This window comes from Pseudomonas sp. 2FE (assembly GCF_005503735.1).
GTDB lineage: Bacteria > Pseudomonadota > Gammaproteobacteria > Pseudomonadales > Pseudomonadaceae > Aquipseudomonas.
The window spans coordinates 269699-292677 of record NZ_SCMO01000004.1; the positions used below are offsets into that span (position 1 = coordinate 269699).

14 protein-coding genes and 2 pseudogenes are annotated in these 22979 nt (G+C 63.7%); 9 read left to right on the forward strand and 7 right to left on the reverse strand.

The annotated features are described in order from the left end of the window. Positions 1–44: 44 nt before the first annotated feature. Positions 45–2372, reverse strand: coding sequence for a 5-methyltetrahydropteroyltriglutamate--homocysteine S-methyltransferase (gene metE / locus FFS12_RS10425; protein ID WP_137886759.1), 2328 nt, complete (start codon positions 2370–2372; stop codon positions 45–47). Positions 2373–2563: 191 nt separating this feature from the next. Between metE and metR the strand changes: the two genes are divergently transcribed. From metR to FFS12_RS10445, 3 genes and pseudogenes are all read left to right on the forward strand, one after another. Then, entirely contained in the window at positions 2564–3484 is a 921-nt protein-coding gene (gene metR, locus FFS12_RS10430; protein ID WP_137886760.1) for a transcriptional regulator MetR, read from the forward strand. Positions 3485–3867: 383 nt separating this feature from the next. Further along, positions 3868–5877, forward strand: coding sequence for a calcium-binding protein (locus FFS12_RS10440; protein WP_137886762.1), 2010 nt, complete (start codon positions 3868–3870; stop codon positions 5875–5877). 161 nt (positions 5878–6038) lie between these two features. Next, positions 6039–6194 (forward strand): annotated as a pseudogene (locus tag FFS12_RS10445) (LysR family transcriptional regulator); the annotation flags it as partial. 25 nt (positions 6195–6219) lie between these two features. Here the strand turns inward: FFS12_RS10445 and FFS12_RS10450 are convergent. Next, positions 6220–6696 (reverse strand): YbhB/YbcL family Raf kinase inhibitor-like protein, encoded by a 477-nt coding sequence (locus tag FFS12_RS10450; protein WP_137886763.1) that lies wholly within the window; start codon positions 6694–6696, stop codon positions 6220–6222. 302 nt (positions 6697–6998) lie between these two features. Here FFS12_RS10450 and FFS12_RS10455 point away from each other — a divergent pair, with 302 nt between their 5' ends. From FFS12_RS10455 to FFS12_RS10465, 3 genes are read left to right on the forward strand one after another with little or no spacing between them, the layout of a single operon-like run. Continuing rightward, positions 6999–7667 (forward strand): ABC transporter ATP-binding protein, encoded by a 669-nt coding sequence (locus FFS12_RS10455; RefSeq protein ID WP_137886764.1) that lies wholly within the window; start codon positions 6999–7001, stop codon positions 7665–7667. Position 7668: 1 nt separating this feature from the next. Further along, entirely contained in the window at positions 7669–10146 is a 2478-nt protein-coding gene (locus tag FFS12_RS10460; protein ID WP_137886765.1) for an FtsX-like permease family protein, read from the forward strand. Beyond that, positions 10136–11215, forward strand: coding sequence for a lipocalin-like domain-containing protein (locus FFS12_RS10465; RefSeq protein ID WP_137886766.1), 1080 nt, complete (start codon positions 10136–10138; stop codon positions 11213–11215). Before FFS12_RS10460 ends, FFS12_RS10465 begins: the two co-directional genes overlap by 11 nt. A 479-nt stretch (positions 11216–11694) precedes the next feature. Here FFS12_RS10465 and FFS12_RS10470 read toward each other — a convergent pair whose 3' ends face one another. Both FFS12_RS10470 and FFS12_RS10475 read right to left on the reverse strand, forming a co-directional pair. Then, positions 11695–12207, reverse strand: coding sequence for a DUF934 domain-containing protein (locus FFS12_RS10470; RefSeq protein ID WP_137886767.1), 513 nt, complete (start codon positions 12205–12207; stop codon positions 11695–11697). After that, positions 12204–13877: a nitrite/sulfite reductase gene (locus FFS12_RS10475; protein ID WP_137886768.1), complete on the reverse strand. Its 1674-nt coding sequence runs from the start codon at positions 13875–13877 to the stop codon at positions 12204–12206. Before FFS12_RS10475 ends, FFS12_RS10470 begins: the two co-directional genes overlap by 4 nt. Before the next feature lie 322 nt (positions 13878–14199). On the opposite strand from FFS12_RS10475, the gene ccoG reads away from it, so the two are divergent. Both ccoG and mapR read left to right on the forward strand, forming a co-directional pair. Continuing rightward, entirely contained in the window at positions 14200–15615 is a 1416-nt protein-coding gene (gene ccoG / locus FFS12_RS10480; protein WP_137886769.1) for a cytochrome c oxidase accessory protein CcoG, read from the forward strand. Between the two features lie 73 nt (positions 15616–15688). Further along, a complete protein-coding gene (mapR, locus tag FFS12_RS10485) occupies positions 15689–17098 on the forward strand; it encodes a GntR family transcriptional regulator MpaR (protein ID WP_137886770.1) in 1410 nt (469 codons plus the stop codon). Positions 17099–17657: 559 nt separating this feature from the next. Here mapR and FFS12_RS10490 read toward each other — a convergent pair. The 3 genes from FFS12_RS10490 to FFS12_RS10500 all read right to left on the reverse strand — a co-directional run bounded on the left by FFS12_RS10490 (position 17658) and on the right by FFS12_RS10500 (position 22419). Continuing rightward, positions 17658–19565 (reverse strand): ABC transporter ATP-binding protein/permease, encoded by a 1908-nt coding sequence (locus FFS12_RS10490; RefSeq protein ID WP_137886771.1) that lies wholly within the window; start codon positions 19563–19565, stop codon positions 17658–17660. A gap of 105 nt (positions 19566–19670) precedes the next feature. After that, positions 19671–21773 (reverse strand): elongation factor G, encoded by a 2103-nt coding sequence (gene fusA, locus FFS12_RS10495; RefSeq protein ID WP_137886772.1) that lies wholly within the window; start codon positions 21771–21773, stop codon positions 19671–19673. Positions 21774–22128: 355 nt separating this feature from the next. Beyond that, on the reverse strand, positions 22129–22419 hold the full coding sequence (locus FFS12_RS10500) for a GYD domain-containing protein (RefSeq protein ID WP_137818855.1): 291 nt from the start codon (positions 22417–22419) through the stop codon (positions 22129–22131). A 453-nt stretch (positions 22420–22872) separates the two neighbouring features. On the opposite strand from FFS12_RS10500, the pseudogene FFS12_RS10505 reads away from it, so the two are divergent. Further along, positions 22873–22979: pseudogene (locus FFS12_RS10505) on the forward strand (peroxiredoxin); the annotation flags it as partial.

A 22979-nucleotide genomic window follows, 5' to 3' on the forward strand; every position in this document is an offset into this window, starting at 1 on the left:
TATTGTGTGACTCGGCTCGGCAATCCTGCGGTTGTCCGCACCCGCTACGCCGCCTGCGCCTTGCGCCCGCGCAGCTGCCGCGCCGCCGCGACCATATTGGCCAGCGCCGCTTCGGTCTCCGGCCAGCCACGGGTTTTCAGGCCGCAGTCCGGGTTGACCCACAGCCGCTCGGCGGGGATGTGTTGCACCGCCTTGCTCAGCAGTTTGACCATCGCCGCCGTGTCCGGCACCTGGGGCGAGTGAATGTCATACACACCCGGGCCGATGTCGTTCGGATAGTCGAAGGCCTCGAAGGCTTGCAGCAACTGCATAGCCGAACGCGAGGTCTCGATGGTGATGACGTCGGCATCCAGCGCCGCGATCGACTCGATCACGTCATTGAACTCGCTGTAGCACATGTGGGTGTGGATCTGGGTTTCGTCGCGCACGCCGCAGGCAGCAAGGCGGAAGGCTTCCACCGCCCAGTCGAGATAGTGCTGCCACTGCCCCTGGCGTAACGGCAGCCCTTCACGAAAGGCCGCTTCGTCGATCTGCACGATCTTGATCCCAGCCGCCTCCAGGTCGAGCACCTCGTCGCGGATGGCCAGCGCCAGCTGGCGAGCCTGCACCTCACGCGACAGATCTTCACGGGCGAAGGACCACATCAGCATGGTCACCGGGCCGGTCAGCATGCCCTTCAGCACCTTGTCGGTGAGGCTCTGCGCATAGCGAATCCACTCCACAGTCATCGGTTGCGGGCGGCTCAGGTCGCCGAAGATCACCGCCGGTTTGACGCAGCGCGAACCGTAGCTCTGTACCCAGCCGAAACGGGTGAACATATAACCGTCAAGCTGCTCGGCGAAGTATTCGACCATGTCATTGCGCTCCGCCTCGCCGTGTACCAGCACGTCCAGGCCCAGGCGCTCCTGCACCTCGACGGCGTGGCGGATTTCGTTGTGCATGGCCTCGGTGTATTCGCCGGCCGACAGCTTGCCGCGCTTGAACGCCTGGCGCGCCAGGCGAATCGCCGCGGTCTGCGGGAAGGAACCTATGGTGGTGGTCGGGAACCTCGGCAGGTTCAGGCGCGCGCGTTGCACCTCGATACGCGCGCCGAAGGGCGACAGCCGCTGGCTGTCCGCCGCGCTGATCGCCGCCAGCCGGGCCTGCACTTCGGCCTTGTGGATGCGCGGGGATTGCGCCCGGCTCGCCTGCAGCGCACGGCTCTCGGCCAGGGCCGCTTGCACCGTAGGATCTTCCGGCGCGCCCAGCGCCTTAGCCAATAGGGCGATCTCGCCACACTTCTGCACGGCGAAGGCCAGCCAACTGCTCAGCTCGGCATCCAGCTGATCTTCACGACGCAGATCCACCGGGCTGTGCAGCAGCGAGCAGGAACCGGCCACCCAGAGGTTAGCGCCGAAGCGCAGTTGCGCCTCCTGCAGGTGCGCCAAGGCTTTCTCCAGATCGCAGCGCCAGACGTTACGGCCGTTGACCACGCCCAGCGACAACACCTTGTAGGTCGGCAGGCGGTCGAGCACGGCGCCCAGCTGTTCCGGCGCGCGTACCAGGTCGACATGCAGGCCCTGCACCGGCAGCGCGGCGGCCAGCCCGAGGTTGTCTTCCAGGCCGCCGAAATAGGTGGCGATCAGCTTCTTCAGCGGCGAGTACTGCAACAGGTGATAGGCGCGCTCGAAGGCGTTTTTCCAGTCTTGCGGCAAGTCCAGCGCGAGGATCGGCTCGTCGAGCTGCACCCACTCCACGCCCTGCCCGGCGAGGCGGCCGAGGATTTCGCCGTAGAGCGGCAGCAGGCGTTCGAGCAACTCCAGCTTGTCGAAGCTGTCACCCTTGGCCTTGCCCAGCCACAGGTAAGTCAGCGGGCCGATCAACACCGGTTTGACGCTATGGCCCAGCGCGTGCGCCTCTTCGACCTCTTCGAACAGCTGCTCCCAGCTCAGCTGGAACCGTTGATCCTGGCTGAACTCGGGGACCAGGTAGTGGTAGTTGCTGTCGAACCATTTGGTTAGCTCTTGTGCGAGAAGCGGCTGCGCATGGGCGCCGCCGCAGCAGGCTTGGCGGCTCTGGTTGCCAACAGCGCCACGCGCCATGGCGAACAGGGTCTCCAGGGTCGGCAGCCCCGCCTGCGGGCGAAACCGCTCGGGGATCACGCCGAAGCACAGCGAGTGCGTGAGCACCTGGTCGTACCAGGCGAAATCGCCCACCGGCAGCAGCTCGATGCCGGCGTCTCGCTGTACCTGCCAATGGCTGGCGCGCAACTCGCGGCCGACCGCACGCAAGCCGGCTTCGTCGAGATCGCCTTGCCAATAGGCTTCCAGCGCCTTCTTCAGTTCACGGTCGCGACCGATACGGGGAAAACCAAGGTTGTGGGCCAGGGCCATGACAAAACACCTCCATGCAAATGATGGGAGCTATTGTCGACAGGCGAGGCACCATGAGACAAACTCAACATATTCGCGTTGATCGATAGATTCACTCATGATTAGTTTTCTTTAACGTTGAACTGCAACTCCCTACAAAGAGCTGTCGTCACCCTATCGACGCTTAACCCCCTCACCACGAGGTTCGCCGCATGCTGGAATTTCGCCACCTCAAGACCCTGCACGCCTTGCGTGAGGCCGATAGCCTGGTGGATGCCGCCGAGCGCCTGCACCTGACCCAATCCGCCCTCTCCCACCAGTTCAAGGAACTGGAAGAGCGCCTGGGCATGCCGCTGTTCGTGCGCAAGACCAAACCGCTGCGCTTCTCCAGCGCCGGCTTGCGCCTGCTGCAATTGGCCGATGCGCTCTTACCGCAACTGCGCGCCGCCGAGCGCGACATGGCACGGTTGGCTGGCGGCACCGCCGGGCGCTTGCACATGGCGATCGAATGCCACAGCTGCTTCCAGTGGCTGATGCCGACCATCGACCAGTTCCGCGACGCCTGGCCGGAAGTCGAGCTGGACCTGGCCTCGGGCTTCTCCTTCGCCCCGCTGCCGGCCCTGGCCCGCGGCGATCTGGATCTGGTGGTGACCTCCGACCCCCTCGAACTGGCCGGCATCACCTATGTGCCGCTGTTCACCTACGAGGCCATGCTCGCCGTAGCCAACCAGCACGGCCTGGCGAACAAGCCCTACATAGTGCCGGGCGACCTGGCCAAGGAAACCCTGATCACCTATCCGGTGGAGCGCGACCGCCTGGATATCTTCACCCGCTTTCTGGAACCGGCCGATATCGAACCGGCGCAGGTGCGCACCTCGGAGCTGACGGTGATGATGATGCAGCTGGTGGCCAGCGGGCGCGGCGTCTGTGGCCTGCCGAATTGGGCGCTGCATGAGTACAGCTCGCGTGGTTATGTGACGGCCAAACGCCTCGGCGACAAAGGCCTGTTTGCCACGCTGTACGCCGGCATCCGCAGCGACATGCTGGATGCGCCCTTCATGCGCGACTTCCTACTCACCGCCAAGGACACCTCCTTCGCCACGCTGGAAGGCGTCAGTGCCGCCCGCGGCTGAATGGTTGAAGGAGAGCCGAATAAGCCGCAAGCCTCTGAATCTCCGCATTCGCGGGGATAACGCTGCTGGCCTGGCCGTCGAGATCATCGGCAGCAAACTGCCTGGATGCCCAATTAGCGTTATAGGGCATCTGAGAGCCGTTGCAACGAACCTCGCGACTGATCGTCGAGGCCTGCACACCAAGCTGTCGGGCAATGCAGGCTTGACTCTGATTGCAAGCTAAACTCATCTCAATTTGGTAACGGGGCCCTGAGTCAGCTGCCGGTAAGGCGTGCTCATCTGCGCTTGAATCCTTCGGTGTGAGAGCCTGGTTTCTACCGGCTGCCGGCTCTCTACTTCTCGCTTCAAACGTTGTATTTATTCTATGAATTCAGGGATAGAAAATGACCACAGTCACGTTTTATAAGTCTGGAGACATGTTTGACACTAGCGTCTGGTACGGAGATGCGGTCGGCGACAGTTCTCACATAACTATTTCAAACGGCTATCAGACCGGCATCTATACCGGGTCTTTTTTTTACTATTCCGACGGCTCTTTAGCGGGAGGGACAGCCACCGGCTATAGCTATTCAGAAGGCGGTGTATTGCAATACGCTGTAAGCGGCGCTAATGCAGACGCTCTCACCGTTCAGTATTACCTCGATTACGGTTACGGGGAGAGCTTACAAGCCTATGTACTCCGATCGAATGACTCAATAAACGGCTCAGCGTACAACGATTGGCTAAGAGGTCACGATGGTAATGATCTCTTATTAGGCAACGCCGGCAGCGATTGGCTTGATGGTGGCAATGGCAGCGACACACTGATCGGTGGCCAGGGTATCGACATGCTGATCGGTGGCCTCGGTAACGACACCTATGTGGTCGACAACATCGCCGATGTCATTAGCGAAACCAGTACGCTGGCCGGTGAGATCGATACCGTGCAGTCCTCGGTGACGTGGACTCTCGGCGTTAACCTCGAGAAGTTAGTACTGACCGGTACTGCGGCCATCAATGGCACCGGCAACGCGCTGAACAACACGCTCACCGGCAACGCTGCTGCGAACATCCTGAATGGCGGCGCCGGCATCGACACGCTGATCGGCGGCCTCGGTAATGACACCTATGTGGTCGATAACGTCGCCGATGTCGTTAGCGAAACCAGTACGCTGGCCACTGAAATCGACTCAGTGTGGTCGTCGGTAAACTGGACCCTCGGCACCAACCTCGAGAAGCTAGTATTGACCGGTTCTGCCGCCATCAATGGCGCCGGCAACGCGCTAGGCAACATGCTCACCGGCAATGCTGCTGCGAACATCCTGAATGGCGGCGCCGGCATCGACACGCTAATCGGCGGCCTCGGTAACGACACCTACGTGGTCGATAACATTGCCGATGTCGTTAGCGAAACCAGCACGCTGGCCACTGAAATCGACTCAGTGTGGTCGTCGGCAAACTGGACACTCGGTGCCAACCTCGAGAACTTGGTACTGATCGGCGGCGCAGCCATCAACGGTACTGGCAATAACCTCAACAACACCCTCTATGCGAGCGTCGGCAACAATGTACTGGACGGCGGGGCTGGCATCGATACCGCGACCTACTCTCTGGCGAGCAGTGCCATTAGCACCAGCCTAGCCACTATCACCACACAAGCCACTGGCGGCTCGGGCTCCGACACTCTGTTGAACGTCGAGAACCTTACTGGCAGCAACTACAACGACACTCTCACCGGCAATGCAGCAGCGAACGTCCTCAATGGCGGGGCCGGCTCTGACACGCTAATCGGTGGCCTCGATAATGACACTTATGTGGTGGATAACGCTGCCGATGTCGTTAGCGAAACCAGTACGCTGGCCACTGAAATCGATACGGTGCAGTCCTCGGTGACCCGGACCCTTGGTGCCAACCTCGAGAAGCTAGTACTGACCGGCTCTGCGGCCATCAATGGCACCGGCAACGCGCTAAACAACACGCTCACTGGCAATGCGGCGGCGAACGTCCTGAATGGCGGCGCCGGCAACGACACTCTCAGTGGCGGCGCTGACAATGATCTGTTGCTGGGGGGAATTGGCACCGACACGCTGTATGGTGGCATGGGGGCAGATAGCTTTGACTTCAATGCCTTGAGCGAGATGGGCCTGGGGGCGTTGCGCGATGTGGTCGGCGACTTCAAAACCAGCGAAGGCGACAAGATCGACCTGTCGACTTTGGATGCTAATACCTCAACCACGGCCAACGATGCCTTTAGCTTAATCGGCTCAGCCGCGTTCAGCGGCACCAATGCGGCCGGTCAACTGCGTTTCGCCAACGGCGTACTGTACGGCAGCACCGACGCAGACTCGGCGGCTGAGTTTGAGATATCCCTGCTTGGCGTGAGCACTCTCAGCAACGTTGACTTTATCGTCTGATCGGTATTGCTCAACGCCACTGCAGTCCTGCACAGGGGCTGCAGTGGCTACGCCCAGAACCAGTCGCCATGGTTCATTCAAGCCAGACCGCAACATCCCTGCTGCAATCTAGAATTGAATTACCCCGAACTCCCGGGAACCTACCTAAGCCTCGTCTGCGCACCTGTAAACGCCTCGGCGACAAAGGCTTGTTTGCCACCCTGTACGCCGGCATCCGCACCGACATGCTGGATGCGCCCTTCATGCGCGACTTCCTACTCACCGCCAAGGACACCTCCTTCGCCACGCTGGAAGGCGTCAGTGCCGCCCGCGGCTGAATGGTTTAACGAGTGGGTTCAATAGCTAGCGCCGCCGCTGGTAATAGCCAAGCAGTTCTGCTTGGGCCAGGACATGTCCGCTCATCGCCCGCTCCAACGCCGCCTTGCTGGGGTGGTGAAGGTCGGCGAGCAGCCTGTCCAGCGCATACAATTTATGGAAGTAGCGGTGGCTGCCGATCGGTGGGCACGGACCGCCGTAACCGGTTCGCTGCCAATCGTTGAGCCCCTGCAGGGTTCCGGGCGGCAGGTCCTGGTCCGCAACCCCCTCGGGCAGGCTACCGGCACCGGGCGGCAGGTTATACAGCAGCCAGTGGACCCAGGTCATTTTCGGCGCAGCGGGATCGGGAGCATCCGGGTCGTCGACAATCAGCACCAGGCTCTGGGTGCCCGCGGGCGGTGCCGTCCAGCTTAGGGGCGGAGACAGGTCCCGGCCGTCGCAGCTGTGCACAACGGGGATAGTCGCGTTTTGGGCGAAAGCTGAAGAGCTTAACGTCATGGCCATGGTGGTTGTCTCCTTGCTGCCGGAGTGATTCACGCGTCTTCGCGCTTCGCGTAGCGAGCGAGTGCGCCGAGTTTGAGCGGCTAGCTGCGCCTCTTGTTGCTTAGCAACGAATGCGCCCCCCTGCAAGCCGGTTTAATGACTCCAGCGCCTTGTCCTGCTGGCCTAGCGCACTATTACTTACAACTGCAGCGCGGCAAAGGGTTTCATCCGGCGGCGGACGCTCCCAGGCTCGGTCGTGCCGCTGGGCGTTCTAGTTCGGTTAAAAACCATCGCCGGCACAGCCTCGATAAGGCCGCACACTGATGCTGAAGATCCACGGCTTATGCAAAAGCTATCCGACGCCCCAGGGGCCGCTGGCGGTGCTGCGGGGCATCGACCTCGAGCTGGAGCAGGGCAGCAGTCTGGCGCTGATGGGCGAATCCGGCAGTGGCAAAAGCACCCTGCTGCACCTGGTGGCCGGACTCGATCGCTTCGATGCCGGCAGCATCCGGGTTGCCGGGCGCTCGCTGGCGGCGCTCGATGAAAGCCAGTTGGCGGCGTGGCGGCGCACGGGGATCGGCCTGATCTTCCAGCAGTTCAACCTGATTTCCAGCCTGCGGGTCGAGGACAATCTGGCCTTCCAGGCGCGTCTGGCGGGCCGTTATGACCCGCACTGGCAGGCGCAGCTGATCCAGCGGCTGGGCCTTGGCGAGCTGCTCGAGCGCTATCCCGAGCAACTCTCCTGCGGACAGCAGCAACGGGTGGCGCTGGGGCGTGCGTTGGCCGCTAGACCGCCGCTAGTGCTGGCCGACGAACCCACCGGCAGCCTGGATGAGGCGACCAGTGACGAGGTGCTGGAGCTGCTGCTGCAACTGCTCGCCGACAGCCCGACCAGCCTCCTGATGGTGACCCATAGCCCGCGTATGGCGGCGCGCCTGGAGCGGCGCGTGACCTTGCAGGGCGGCCGCCTGCTGGATCGGGGCGAGGCCTGAGATGCGGATCTTTTACTGGACGCTGAGTGGCCTGTTTAGCCATTGGCGCCGGCATCCGGTGCAGTTCTTCAGCGTGCTGACCGGTTTGTGGCTGGCCACCAGCCTGTGGACGGGCGTGCAGGCGCTGAACAGCCAGGCCCGGGAAAGCTATGCACGGGCCAGCCAACTGCTGGCCGGCGATGACCAATACGCGCTGAGTGCCCACAACGGCGGGTTATTTCCGCAGCGGTACTTCATCGAGCTGCGGCGTGCCGGCTGGCCGGTATCGCCAGTCCTGCAGGGCCGCTTGCGTCTGCAGGGGCAGGCCGAGCAACGCCTGCAACTGATCGGTATCGAACCCCTGACCTTGCCAACCGGCACCTCGCTGGCCGGGCAAGCCGTCGACAGCCTGGATCTGGCAACCTTTCTCGGCCAGCCCGGGCGCACCTGGATTGCGCCCGACACCCTCGAGGCCCTCGACCTCGAAGCCGGGGCGCGGCCGCTGAGTGAATCCGGGCAGGCCCTGCCGCCGCTGGAGCTGCGGGCACAGTTGGCGCCCGGCGTGCTGCTGGTGGATATCGGTGTTGCCCAACGACTGCTCGCTGCACCGCAGCAGCTCTCCCGGCTCTTAGTGGCCGGCGATTTCGCCCGGGACAAGCCGAGCCTGCCGCCTCAGTTGGCCGAACAGCTGGTACTGAACCGCCGCAGCGAAGCGGTTGAGCTGGCCCGGCTCACCGACAGCTTCCATCTCAATCTCACGGCCCTCGGTTTGCTGGCCTTTGTCGTCGGGCTGTTTATCGTGCACGCCTCCATCGGCCTGGCCCTGGAGCAGCGCCGCGCGCTGCTGCGCACCCTGCGGGCCTGCGGGGTGAGCGCCCGGACCCTGCTCGGCGCCCTGGCCCTGGAACTCTGCGGCCTGGCCTTGCTCGGCGGCTTGGCTGGCGTGGTCAGCGGTTACTGGCTGGCCAGCCTGCTCTTGCCGGATGTCGTGGCCAGCTTGCGTGGTCTGTATGGTGCAGAGGTCGCCGGGCAGCTCAGCCTCGGCCCGCTGTGGTGGCTGAGCGGGTTGGCCATCAGCCTGCTCGGCGCCTTGCTCGCCGGTGCCGGCAGCCTGCTCAGGGCCGCGCGCTTGCCGCTGCTGGCATTGGCCCAGCCCGAGGCGTGGCAGCAGGCCCAGGCGCTCTGGTTACGCCGCCAAGCTCTGCTGGCCGGAGCGCTCGGTTTGCTGGCGCTGGGCGCGCTGCTTGGCGGCAACAGCCTGATCGCAGGCTTTGTCCTGCTCGCCGCTTTGCTGCTGGCCGCGGCCCTGGGTTTGCCGCTGTGCCTGAGCCTGCTGCTGGAGGGCCTGCTACCCCGCTGCCGCTCGCCGCTGGCGCAGTGGTTTATCGCCGACAGCCGGCAGCAGCTGCCGGGCCTGGCACTGGCGCTGATGGCCCTGCTGCTGGCATTGGCGGCGAATATCGGCGTCGGCAGCATGACCGAGGGCTTTCGCAAGACCTTCGGCGGCTGGCTCGATCAGCGCCTGGCCGCCGAGCTCTACCTCAACCCGCGAGACCCGCAGCAAGCACTGGCCATAGGTGACTGGTTGACCCGCCAGCCACAGGTCCGCGCGGTACTGCCGAGCTGGCGGGTCGAGCTGCAGCTGCAGGGCTGGCCGGCGCAGCTCACCGGCATACTCGATCACCCGAGCTACCGTGCCCACTGGCCACTGCTGAGCGCCAGCCCGGATGCCTGGGAGCAACTGGCCCGGCAAGAGGCGCTGTTGCTCAGCGAGCAGCTGGCGCGACGCTTGAACCTGCACCTGGGCGAACGCCTGAGCCTGGCCACCCCCCAAGGCGAATGGACGCTGGTGGTCGCCGGCATCTATGCCGATTACGGCAACCCGAAGGGTCATCTGCTGGTCAATGCCGCGGGTTTGCAGCGCCACTGGCCGGGGCTGAGCCCGAGCAGTTACAGCCTGCATCTGCCTGCCGCCGAGGCCCCCGAGCTGATGCAGGCCTTGCAGCAGGCATTCGCCCTGGATAGCAGCCGGATCATCGATCAGAGCGAACTCAAGGCCTGGTCGACCCGCGTGTTCGAACGCACCTTTGCCGCCACCGCCGCGCTCAATAGCCTGACCCTGGGGGTGGCCGGCGTGGCGCTGTTCATCAGCCTGCTGACCCTCGGCCAGGCGCGCCTGAGCCAACTGGCACCGCTCTGGGCGCTGGGGGTCAGTCGAGCGCAGCTGGCCTGGCTCAGCCTCGGCCAGACCCTGCTGCTGGCCCTGCTCACGCTGCTGCTGGCGGTGCCGCTGGGGCTGTTGCTGGCCTGGTGTCTGGTCGCGGTGATCAACGTGCAGGCCTTTGGCTGGCGCCTGCCGCTGCATGTGTTTCCCGGGCAGCTCCTGCAATTGCTGGCCATGGCCCTGCTGGCCACGCTGCTGGCCGCCGCCTGGCCGCTGTGGAAACTCGGCCGGACCACCCCGGCCGAGCTGCTGAGGACCTTCGCCGATGAACGCTAGCCTTCACCAGGCGCTCCTCGCGGGCGTGCTGCTACTTGGCGCCTGCGATGCCGAACCGCCCCCTGGCGCGGGTTTTGCCGGGCTCGGCAGCGCAGCCGCGAGCTTTGCCCGCGTCAGCCCAGGCAGGGCTTTCAGCTTCCCGGCGGACCACGGCGCGCACCCGGATTACCGCATCGAATGGTGGTACGTGACGGCCAATCTGGAGGATGAGCAGGGCCGCGCCTGGGGCGTGCAATGGACCCTGTTCCGCAGTGCCTTGCAGCCCGGCTCCACGAATGAGGGCTGGAGCAACCAGAACCTGTGGATGGGCCATGCCGGGCTGACCGGCCCCTATGGCCATCGCGCCACGGAGACCTTCGCCCGCGGCGGCATCGGCCAGGCCGGCGTCATGAGTTCGCCTTTCAAGGCCTGGATCGACGATTGGCACTTCAGCAGCCAGAAACCGGCAAACGCAGAGCTGGGCGAGCTGGACCTGCACGCCCGGGGCCGCGCCTTCGGTTATCGCCTGCGCCTGGTCAGCAGCCTGCCGCCGGTCCTGCACGGCCAGCAGGGCTTCAGCCAGAAGTCCGGACAGGGGCAGGCGTCCTACTACTACAGCCAGCCGTTCTTTCAGGCTCGGGGTGCCATCCAGCTGGAGGGCCAGACCTATAAGGTCAAGGGCCAGGCCTGGCTGGATCGCGAATGGAGCAGCCAGCCCCTGGCGCCCGGCCAGCAAGGCTGGGACTGGTTCTCGCTGCATCTGAGCACGGGCGAAAAACTCATGCTGTTCCAGCTGCGCCATGCCGACGGTGCACACTACCGCGCCGGCACCTGGATCAGCGCCACCGGCCAGACTCGCCTGCTGGGCAATCGCGACATCGTCATGACCCCCTTGCAGCACAGCCGGGTCGCGGGTCGTCAGCTACCGACCCGCTGGTCGCTGCGCATCGCCAGCCAGGGTTTCGCTATCACCAGCACGGCGCTGCAGGAAAATGCCTGGATGGATACCCGTTTCCCTTACTGGGAAGGCCCCATTCGTTTCAGCGGCAGCCATCAAGGGGTGGGCTACCTGGAGATGACCGGGTACTGAGGCGTCTGTGCATGGGTTTGCCCGGCCGGGCCGGGCAACTGCTGGCTTGTGCCGCTACTGAAGTTGCATCCTCAAAGCCGAAAGGCGGCATTTCAGACGCCTTACCCTGCCCGGCGGATCAGGGGCGATGCTCGATTCGATAACTGCTTATGCAGGACCTGGCATGGTCGATTATCAACTGACGGTTAACGACCCGATATAGGTAGTCCATTCCGCTTTCCGTGATACTCGGTACGGCATGAATGGATGTCTCCCGGATGTTTTTTAGAGCCTGTTCACGATCTCGCGAGCTAAGGTCAGGCAAGGCGAAATCGGGCGCAACGCAGCGAAGCGGAGTAACAGCAGAAGGCTGGCCCGCAGCGAGTCAAAAGCGCAGTTTACACGTAGTAAATGAGCATTTTGAGCCCGATTTCAACGCGGCATGGCCGACGCGCAGCAGATCATGAACAGGTTCTTAGACAAAGGCTGCTCGACAAGCCTCAGCCGCGCCGACGGAACAGCGGACGCGGCTCCAGAACCGAACGACCATATTGCACGCTGATACCGGCCAGCCCCTTAAGCGCATCCTCGACCGATTTGTCCTCGCGCACGGCGAACGCATCAAAGCCGCACTGGCGCATATGGCTCAACTGGTCACGCAGCACGTCACCCACCGCCCGCAACTCGCCACGCCAGCCGAGACGGGTACGCAACAAGTAGGCCTGGCTATAACCGCGGCCGTCGCGAAAACTGGGAAAGTCGACGGCGATCAGCGGCAATACACCCAGCCAGGGCTTCAACCGCTCCACCTCATCGTCAGGCGACAGCAACAGCCCATCCAGACTGAAGCGCTCGCCACACAATACCGCTTCATCCTGACGGGCCTCCCAGCGTTCCAGTGACAGAATCAAGAGGCCTGTCGGCAGCTCACCTTCAGCCTCGCGCACCAAATTCCAACTGTCTTCACTGACGACCTGCGCCTGACCTTCGATCAGCTTGATCAGATTGTTCATGCCGACACTTCCACAGTCTTGCGGTAGACGCGCTCCTTGAAGGGCTCCAGGCCGATGCGCTGGAAGGTGTCGACGAAGGTTTCTTCGGTTTCCCTGTAGTCGGTAAAGGTCTCAACGATGCGCTCGATCACATCCGGCACTTCATCAACGCCAAAGGAAGGGCCCATCACCTTGCCCAGCGCGCTGTAGTTACCCTGGGCGCCGCCGAGGGTAATCTGGTACCACTCGCTGCCGTTCTTATCGACACCGAGGATGCCGATGTTACCGATATGGTGGTGACCACAGGCATTCATGCAGCCGGAGATGTTCAGGCTGATTTCACCGATGTCGTGCAGGTAGTCGAGGTCCTCGAAGCGCTGCTGGATCGCCTGCGCGATCGGGATCGATTTGGCGTTGGCCAGCGAGCAATAGTCGCCACCGGGGCAGGCGATGATGTCGGTCAGCAAGCCGATGTTCGGCGTCGCCAGTCCTGCTTCAGAGGCCAGCTGCCACAGCGCATACAGGTCGGCCTTGCGCACGTCGGGGAGCACCAGGTTCTGCTCATGGGCGATGCGGATTTCGCCGAAACCGAAGCTGTCGGCCCAGTCCGCCACCGCGTCCATCTGCGTTGAGGTGACGTCACCTGGCGGCGCGGTAATACCCGGTTTGGTCGACAGCACCACCGAGGCGTAGCCCGAGACCTTGTGCGCATAGACGTTGCGATCGACCCAGCGGGCGAAGTCCGGGTGCTGGGACAGGCGGGTGCCGAACTCCAGGTCAGTGTCAGCCAGGCTTTCATAGGCCGGTGGGACGAAGCCCGCCGCGACCCGCTCGAACTCATCGAGGGTCAGCTCGGCCGGGCCGTCCTTGATTTGCTGCCACTCTTCTTCCACCTCACGGGCGAAGGCCTCGATGCCCAGTGCCTTGACCAGGATCTTGATCCGCGCCTTGTACTTGTTGTCACGCCGGCCGTGGCGGTTGTAGACCCGCAAAACGGCCTCCACATAAGACAATAGGTGCTGCCACGGCAGGCCGTCGCGGATCTGCAGACCGAGAATCGGCGTACGCCCCAGACCACCTCCGACCAGCACACGGAGCATCATCCGGCCCTGCTCATCGCGATACAGGTACAGGCCGATGTCGTGCATCTGCACTGCTGCGCGATCCTGCAACGCCGAACACAGGGCGATCTTGAACTTACGCGGCAGAAAGAGGAACTCCGGGTTGACCGTCGACCACTGGCGGAGGATTTCAGCCAGCGGGCGCGGGTCGAGCAACTCATCGGCCGCGACCCCGGCGAAGGCCTCGGTGGTGATATTGCGCACGCAGTTGCCGGAGGTCTGGATCGCGTGCATTTCCACGTCGGCCAGTTTCTCGAGAATGTCCGGCACCCTCTCCAGTTCGATCCAGTTGAACTGGATGTTCTGCCGGGTGGTGAAGTGGCCATAGTCGCGGTCGTACTGCCGGGCGATTTGTGCCAGGCAGCGCAGCTGGTTCGAGCCCAGGGTGCCGTAGGGGATCGCCACCCGCAGCATGTAGGCATGTTTCTGCAGGTACAGGCCGTTCTGCAGGCGCAGCGGCAGGAACTCCTCTTCGCTCAGTTCCCCGCTGATCCGGCGTTCGACCTGGTCGCGAAACTGCGCCACCCGCTCATGGACCAGCGCCCGGTCGTAATCGTCGTAGTGATACATAGTCGGCACCTCACAGAGCAGACCGCCGCGGACGGAAAACTGCGTATGGATATACACAGGAGCGGCAGTCTCAGGCCCGTCACTATGCAGTTTCAGCACGGCACGAAACAGCCGCAGATCATCCTGAAAAAACCGTATCAGAAGGCTTTTTCAACGCCGTTGCCGAGCGCGATAAACGCAGTGGACGTAGGTCTTTAGAACCTGTGAAAGTCCCTCTCCGCAAAGCATCTGATATGGCTTTTTATCAAATACCTGAGACTGTTATAAAAACACTTGGCGCCGCATTGTTGCCCGGCCTGATTAAGCCCGATGAGCGCCTGCCATGAGCGAAAGAATTCCCGTCCAGATTGTCGAGATCGCCGCCCCTTCGAGCATCCCCCGCGCGAAGGTCAAACAGATCGAAGGCCAGATCACCACCCGTAGCTTCAGCGGTTTTTTTCGCAACTTGCGGATAAGCGGCAGCGGGGTTCTGTTCCTGCTGTTCTTCGGCACCGTCTGGCTCGACTGGGGCGGCCGCCAGGCCGTGCTCTGGGATCTCTCGGCCAGCAAGTTCCATATCTTCGGCGCGACCTTCTGGCCGCAGGACTTCATCCTGCTCTCGGCGCTGCTGATCATCTGCGCGTTCGGCCTGTTCGCCATCACCGTCTTCGCCGGGCGCGTCTGGTGCGGCTACACCTGTCCACAGAGCGCCTGGACCTGGGTCTTCATGTGGTGCGAGAAAGTCACCGAGGGTGACCGTAACCAGCGCATCAAATTGCACAGCGCGCCCTGGAGCGCCAGCAAGGTGCTGCGCCGTTCTGCCAAGTACGGCATGTGGCTGGCGATCAGTCTGCTCACCGCACTGACCTTCGTCGGCTACTTCACCCCGATCCGCCCGCTGACGAGCGAACTGCTCAGCCTGCAACTGGGTGGCGCCAGCCTGTTCTGGGTACTGTTCTTCACCGCCGCGACCTACCTCAATGCCGGCTGGCTGCGCGAGCAGGTGTGCCTGCACATGTGCCCCTATGCGCGTTTCCAGAGCGTGATGTTCGACAAAGACACCCTTACCGTCTCCTACGATGCCGCCCGTGGCGAGAGCCGCGGCCCACGCAAGAAGGAAGTCGACCCGGCCACCCAAGGCCTGGGGGATTGCGTCGACTGCCAGATGTGCGTGCAAGTCTGCCCGACCGGCATCGATATTCGCGATGGCTTGCAGATCGACTGCATCGGTTGCGCCGCCTGCATCGACGCCTGCGACACGGTCATGGACAAGATGGGCTACGCCCGTGGCCTGGTCCGCTACACCTCGGAGCGCGTGCTGCAAGGTGGCAGGACCCACCTGCTGAGACCCCGCCTGATCGGCTACACGCTGGTCCTGCTGGTGATGATCGGCGCCTTCGCCCTGGCTCTGGCCCAACGGCCGATGGTCTCGCTGGACGTGACCAAGGACCGTGGCCTGTTCCGCGAGAACAGCCTCGGCCAGATCGAGAACATCTATAGCTTGAAGGTCATCAACAAGACCCAGCAACCGCAGCGCTATCTGCTGTCGCTGGCCGAAACCGACAAGTTCCAGCTACAAGGAAACCACGAACTGAGCCTGGCCGCCGGGGAGATCGTCGACGTTCCGGTGTCAGTGGTGATGACCAGCGAACGCGCTGAGAGCACCTCGCAAAGCATCGGTTTCGAGGTGACCAATAGCAATGATCCGAGCGACCGCGTGCAGGCGCGCAGCGCCTTCGTCGCACCGCTGAACCGCTGATGGCCGTCGCATGAACCGCGCGTTGTCATTAGAGTGTCCGCACGACGTTCCGCTACTCGCGTGCCAGGACAAGATGAAGCGCTACGAAAAATTCGCCAACGAGATCGCCGAGCTGATCCGCTCGGGGGTGCTCACCCCCGGGCAACGCGTACCCTCAGTGCGCTACGCCAGCCAGACGTACGGCGTCAGCCTGTCCACGGTGTTCCAGGCTTATTACCTGCTGGAGCGCCGCGGCCTGATCCGCGCCCGGCCGCGCTCCGGTTACTTCGTCAACAATCATGCACCCCGGCAATTCTCCGAGCCTGCGATCAGCCCGCAGGTCAACGAGTCCACCGAGGTGGATGTTAGCGAGCTGGTGTTCTCGGTGCTCGACTCGATCAAGGATCTGGAGACTGTACCCTTCGGCTCGGCCTTCCCCAGCCCACTGCTGTTTCCCCTTCCGCGCCTGGCCCGCTCGCTGGCCACCGCCACCCGCGACATGGACCCGCGCATGGTGGTGGCCGACCTGTCACCGGGCAACCCGAACCTGCGCCGACAGATCGCCCTGCGCTATATGGTTACCGGGGTAATGCTCCCCGTTGAGGAATTGGTGATCACCAATGGCGCACTGGAAGCCCTGAATCTTTGCCTGCAAGCCGTGACTCAACCGGGCGATCTAGTCGCCATCGAAACCCCGACGTTCTATGCCTGCCTGCAAGTGCTCGAACGCCTCAAGTTGAAGGCGGTGGAGATTCCAGTTCACCCGCGTGAGGGCGTTGATCTCGCCGTACTTACCGAAACCCTGAAGCGACACCCGATCAAAGCCTGCTGGTTTATGACCAGCTTCCAGAACCCAATGGGTGCCACACTACCGGAAACGAAAAAACGTGAACTAGTGGAGTTACTGCACCAGCACCAGGTACCGCTGATTGAAGACGACGTCTACGCCGAGCTGTACTTCGGCCCGCAACCGCCGAAGCCGGCCAAGGCGTTCGATACGCAAGGGCTGGTGATGCATTGCGGTTCCTTCTCCAAGAGCCTGGCGCCTGGTTACCGGGTCGGCTGGGTAGCTGCCGGGCGCTTCGCACAAAAGGTCGAACGGCTCAAGCTGATGACCACCCTTTCCGCCTCGGTACCTGCTCAAGCGGCCATCGCCGACTATCTGCAACACGGGGGCTATGACCGGCACCTACGTAAACTGCGCTACGCCCTCGAAGAACAGCAAAGCGCACTGCTGGCGGCTATCGCCCGGCACCTTCCGAGCAGCACACGTGTATCTCATCCTGCCGGTGGCTACTTCCTCTGGCTGGAACTCCCGGAACAAGTCGACTCGCTGAAGCTGTTCCAGATGGCCTTGGCTCAAGGCATCAGTATTGCGCCAGGGCCGATCTTCTCGCCCACCCAGCGCTTCCGCAACTGCATTCGCCTCAACTATGGCAGCCCCTGGAACGAGCGCTTCGAACAGGCTACGGAAACCCTCGGACGAATCATCAAATCGTTTTAACTTCCTGCGAGCAACCACCGACCAAGGCCAGCGGCTTAATAGCCATCGAACCGCACCCGCAACATCAGGCTCCCATCTGATACGAGTTATGAATCGCCCCTAATTTTGTAGACACTGCTGAGGGTCCGTATGGCCGGTGAGGTCGTTCGCCAGTGCAGCCGGTCACCCGCCTGAGAGTTGGCTTCCGCCCCAAGGCCGTCGTTCGACATGACTGCTCCCCACGGACCTTCGCAATCTAGGCCCATCGCCGATTTAACGGTCGGTCGCTAAGCTGGAAGCGGAGCTCGGATGCCGTCTCTTCAGCGCTCGACGCGAAAACTCGCCGAGCCAGAAACGCTGCCGTGCCAGAAACACTAGTTACGCCACAGGTCTGGTTGTCACACGTGACTATCGGCCCGTAACTCGGCTGGAGCGAAGTGCAAGCCGAGGATTGCTTCTCGGGCATTGCCCCGGATTCCGCCGCGCTTCATCCCCTGCTGTTACTTCCCTATTGGTTTGTAGCCGCTGGTGCACGAGCGGCCTCAACCTCAGCGCTCTCGGCTCGCGTTAGGAGCGCCGCTCAGGGATGGTCAGGCCGCGGCGATCTCTCCACAGCGGGCTCTTGCTGCTGCAGCGTCCACATCTGCGCGTAGCTGCCGCCGGCCTCCAGCAACTCGCGGTGGCTGCCGCTTTCGATGATGCGGCCGGCGTCCAGCACTAGGATCAGGTCGGCAGCCATCACAGTGGAAAGCCGATGGGCAATCACCAGGGTGGTGCGGCCGACCTGGATGCGCTCGAGCGCGGCCTGGATGGCCTTCTCCGACTTGGAGTCCAGCGCCGAGGTGGCCTCGTCGAAGATCAGGATGGCCGGGTTCTTCAGCAGGGCGCGGGCGATCGCCACGCGCTGCTTCTCGCCGCCGGACAGCTTGAGGCCGCGTTCGCCGACTTCGGTCGCGTAGCCATCCGGCAGGCGCAGGATGAACTCGTGGATATGCGCGGCACGGGCGGCGGCCTCGATCTCCTCGCGGCTGGCCTCGGGACGGCCGTAGCGAATGTTGTAGTAGATGCTGTCGTTGAACAGCACGGTGTCCTGCGGGACTATGCCGATGGCACCGCGCACCGAGGCCTGGGTCAGCTCGCGCAGGTCCTGGCCGTCGATGCGGATGTGCCCGCCATCGACGTCGTAGAAGCGGTACAGCAGGCGGGCCAGGGTGGACTTGCCCGAGCCCGAACGGCCGACCACCGCCAGCGTGCCGCCGGGCGGGATCTCGAAATCCACCCCATGCAGGATCTCCCGGCGCGGGTCGTAGCCGAAGTAGACGTTCTCGAAGCGCACCCGCGGCTGGCTGGACGCGAGCGGCTTGGCGGCTGGCGCGTCCTGCACGTCCTGGCGTTGATCGAGCAGGCCGAACAGCCGCTCCATATTGGTCAGCGCCTGCTTCACCTCGCGGTACATCATGCCCAGCACGAACAGCGGGGCCGACAGCTGCAGCAGGTAGGCGTTGACCAGCACCAGGTCGCCGATGGTCAGCTCGCCGGCCACCACGCCGGCGGCGGCCCGCCACATCATGGCGGTGACGCCGAGGGCGACCACCACGGTCTGGCCGAGGTTGAGCAGGGCCAGCGACTTGGTGGCCTTGACCCGGGCGTTCTCCAGGTGCCGCAGGTTGTCGTCGTAGCGCGCGGCCTCGTGGGCCTCGTTGTTGAAGTACTTGACCGTCTCGTAGTTGAGCAGCGAGTCCACCGCACGCTCGTTGGCGCGGGTATCGGCCTCCACCGCGGCGCGGTAGAAGCGGGTGCGCCACTCGGTCACGGCGAAGGTCCAGAGGCTGTAGGCCAGCAGCGTGCCGAGGGTGATGAAGGCGAAGCCCCAGTCGTAGGCCCAGACCAGCACCACGGTCACCAGCAGCACCTCGAGGAGGGTCGGCACTATGGTGTAGAGCGTCCAGTCCAGCAGATCGGAGATCGCGCTGCCGCCGCGCTCGACGTCGCGGGCCACGCCGCCGGTGCGGCGGGCGAGGTGGAACTTCAAGCTCAGGCCGTGCAGATGGCGGAACACCTTCAGGGTGATCTGCCGCGAGGCGCGCGCCATGACGCGGGCGAACACCACCTGACGCAGCTCGCCGAACAGGCTGACGCCGATGCGCGACGCGCCGTAGGCGAGCAGCAGACCGACCGGCAGCATCAGCAGGCTGGGCTCGACATTGAGCCCATCGACTATCTGCTTGAGGGCGATCGGGACGTACAGGTTGACCAGCTTGGCGGCGAAGATCAGCGCCAGCGCCAGCGCGATGCGTCCGGCGTAGGGGCGCAGATAGGGCAGCAACGCGGCGACCACCGCGAGGTCACCGCGGGCACTGGCCGCCCGTGCGACCGGCGCGGCGCCGGCGGCGCCGTCCTCGGCAGCGCCGGCGGCGCCATTGCTAGACACGCTAGTGTCGGGAGCACGGACGGGCTGTGCTGCCTGCTTGTCGTCGAGCGCTGTCATATGGCCACCTGCCCATCTAATCGGAGACACCCAGCTGGAGCCCTACACTGCAGCCTGGGCTACCCGACACTTGCCAACCCTAGGCGCAGGCTGGCCTCGGCGCCTTCAGCCCGACTTGCGGACTATGGCCTCGGCGATGCTCGCCGGCGCCTCGGCGTAGCGGGCGAACTCCATGGAGAAGCTGGCACGGCCCTGGGACATCGAACGCACATCGGTGGCATAGCCGAACATCTCGCCCAGCGGCACCTCGGCGCGGACGATCTTGCCGGAGACCGCGTCCTCCATGCCGTGGATCAGGCCACGGCGGCGGTTGAGGTCGCCCATGATGTCGCCCATGTACTCCTCGGGGGTCACCACCTCGAGCTTCATCACCGGCTCCAGCAGCACCGCGCCGCCCTTCTGCGACAGCTGTTTGGTGGCCATGGAGGCGGCGATCTTGAAGGCCAGCTCGCTGGAGTCGACGTCGTGGAACGAGCCGTCGAATACCGCGGCCTTCAGACCGAGCAGCGGGTAGCCGGCGAGCACACCGTTCCTCATCTGCTCCGCGATGCCCTTCTGAATCGCCGGGATAAATTCCCGCGGAATCGCCCCGCCCACCACTTCGTTGGCGAACTGCAGCCCCTCCTGGGCCTCGTCGGCCGGCGCGAAGCGTATCCAGCAATGGCCGTACTGGCCGCGGCCGCCGGACTGACGGACGAACTTGCCCTCGATCTCGCAGGTGTTGCGGATCGCCTCGCGGTAGGCCACCTGCGGCTTGCCGGTGTTGGCCTCGACGCCGAACTCGCGGCGCATGCGGTCGACGATGATGTCCAGGTGCAGCTCGCCCATGCCGGAGATGATGGTCTGCGCGGTTTCTTCGTCGGTCTTGACCCGGAACGAGGGGTCCTCCTGGGCCAGTTTGCTCAGGGCGATGCCCATCTTCTCCTGGTCGGCCTTGGTCTTCGGCTCCACGGCGATGGAGATCACCGGCTCGGGGAAGTCCATGCGCTCGAGGATGATCGGCCTGTTCAGGTCGCACAGGGTATCGCCGGTGGTGACGTCCTTCATGCCGATCAGCGCGGCGATGTCGCCGGCCCGCACCTCCTTGATCTCGGCGCGGTGATTGGCGTGCATCTGCACCATGCGGCCGACCCGCTCCTTCTTGCCCTTGACCGAGTTGAGCACCGCATCACCGGAGTTCAGCACCCCGGAATAGACCCGGATAAAGGTCAGGGTGCCGACGAAGGGATCGCTGGCGATCTTGAACGCCAGCGCCGCGAAGGGCTCGCTGTCGTCGGCGTGGCGCTCGTCTGCCCGCTCCAGATTGTCCGGGTGCAGGCCCTTGATCGCGGGAATCTCGGTGGGTGCCGGCAGCAGCTCGACCACGGCATCCAGCACCAGCGGCACGCCCCTGTTCTTGAACGAGGAGCCGCAGACCGCCGGCACCACCTCGCAGGACAGGGTGCGCAGGCGCAGGCCGGTCTTGATCTCCTGCTCGGACAGATCGCCCTCCTCCAGGTACTTGTTCATCAGCTCCTCGCTGGCCTCGGCGGCGACCTCGAGCATGTTGCTCCGCCAGCGTTGTGCCTCCGCCAGCAGCTCGGGGGGAATCGCCTCCTCGCGGCCGCTCATGCCCTGGTCCTCATCGCTCCAGTAGATGGCCTTCATCCGGATCAGGTCGATTTGGCCGTGGAAATGCTCCTCCTGGCCGATCGGCAGCTGGATCGGCACCGGCGTGTGGCCCAGGCGCTGCTTGATCTGCTCGACCACGCGGAGGAAGTCGGCGCCGGCGCGGTCCATCTTGTTGACGTAGGCGATACGCGGCACGTGGTACTTGTCGGCCTGGCGCCACACGGTCTCGGACTGCGGCTCGACGCCATCGGCGCCGCTGAACACCACCACGGCGCCATCCAGCACGCGCAGCGAACGCTCCACCTCGATGGTGAAGTCGACGTGCCCGGGGGTGTCGATGATGTTGATGCGGTACTTGTCCAGCTGCTTGCGCGAGCCGGTCCAGAACGCCGTGGTCGCCGCCGAGGTGATGGTGATGCCGCGCTCCTGCTCCTGCACCATCCAGTCCATGGTCGCGGCGCCATCGTGCACCTCGCCCATCTTGTAGTTGACCCCGGTGTAGAACAGGATCCGCTCGGTGGTGGTGGTCTTGCCGGCATCCACATGGGCCACTATGCCGATGTTGCGGTAATGGCTGATGGGTGTTGTACGGGCCATGACTATCACCTCCGTGGCGGCTGAACAATAAATGGCAACGCCCCGGCGGAGCCCGAAAAGCTTCGCGGGCGGATGGCGGAGTTCATCGGTGAGCGGCTCCGGCTGCCGGACGCTCCGGGCAGCGGATGGCCGGGCGGCCCTGCCCTGCGGGAATGGCGCCACCCCACTAGTAACGCTAGCACCGCACAGGCCTCCGGGACGGGCTAGGCGCAGCCGCTTATCGCCTGTGAAAAAGGGGACGAAAAAGGGGACTGATTTATTTGTGCAGATGAACCTGCTGGAATGGCAAGGCGAGCCACGGGAGAGGCATTCACGCCTCACCCGTGGCCCTCCCCATTTACACCAGGGACAGGCTCTAAGGCATGTTGCCGATGATGCGCCTCACCTCCTGCTCGGAGTAGCCGCGCAGCGTCTGCGTCCGCACATTGCCGAGCGAACCTACTTTCAAGAGCAGTGAGGTTGCGGCTTCCTCGGCTCCCTCGACGATAAGCACCAGGTCGTAATTCCCGACCGTCCAGTACGCGGCCTTGACCGTGATGCCGAGCGATTCGGCCAGCGCCTTGAAGGCTTCGAAACGATCCGGGGAATCCTTTACGCTCCGAATGCCCTGATCGGTGAAATTCGCTAGTGTGATGAAGGTAGCCATGATCTCACTCCTGTTCAGGTTGCTAGATGACGGTCACCGAGTCAGAAGCCACTGCATGGGAGAAGACCGCCATTCTTCCAAATTTGCACGTCCGCGCGGCACCCTCGCGGCGACCAGCCTTGGCGAGGGTTTGCCCACGATCCATGACGGCTGGTGGCTGCCGCACCACGGCCACGCATCCCCTCCTCACCTCCGCGCGGGTAGGTTTGGCAACTTTCATCCGTCCGCCAACCTCCTCTGGGAAGGAATAGCAGCCCGCTGCGCCACCCGCATGACCGCTGATCCACTTGAACCAAAAAACCACCCCGGCAGTCGCGGCTGGGAGCCAGCGCAGCCCGGTTATCGGGCCTATACTTTTCCCCCTGATAGGTTCGCGGCAGACGCCCGAGCCTGATCGGAACGGCTGTCGCGGCAGCGGTAGCCACTCCCCAGCCACAAATAAGGAGATCGAACATGGCAATCCGCATTGGCGACGAAGCGCCGGATTTCACCGCCGAAAGCACCGAGGGGACCCTCAGCTTCCACGAATGGATCGGCGACAAATGGGCCATCCTGTTCTC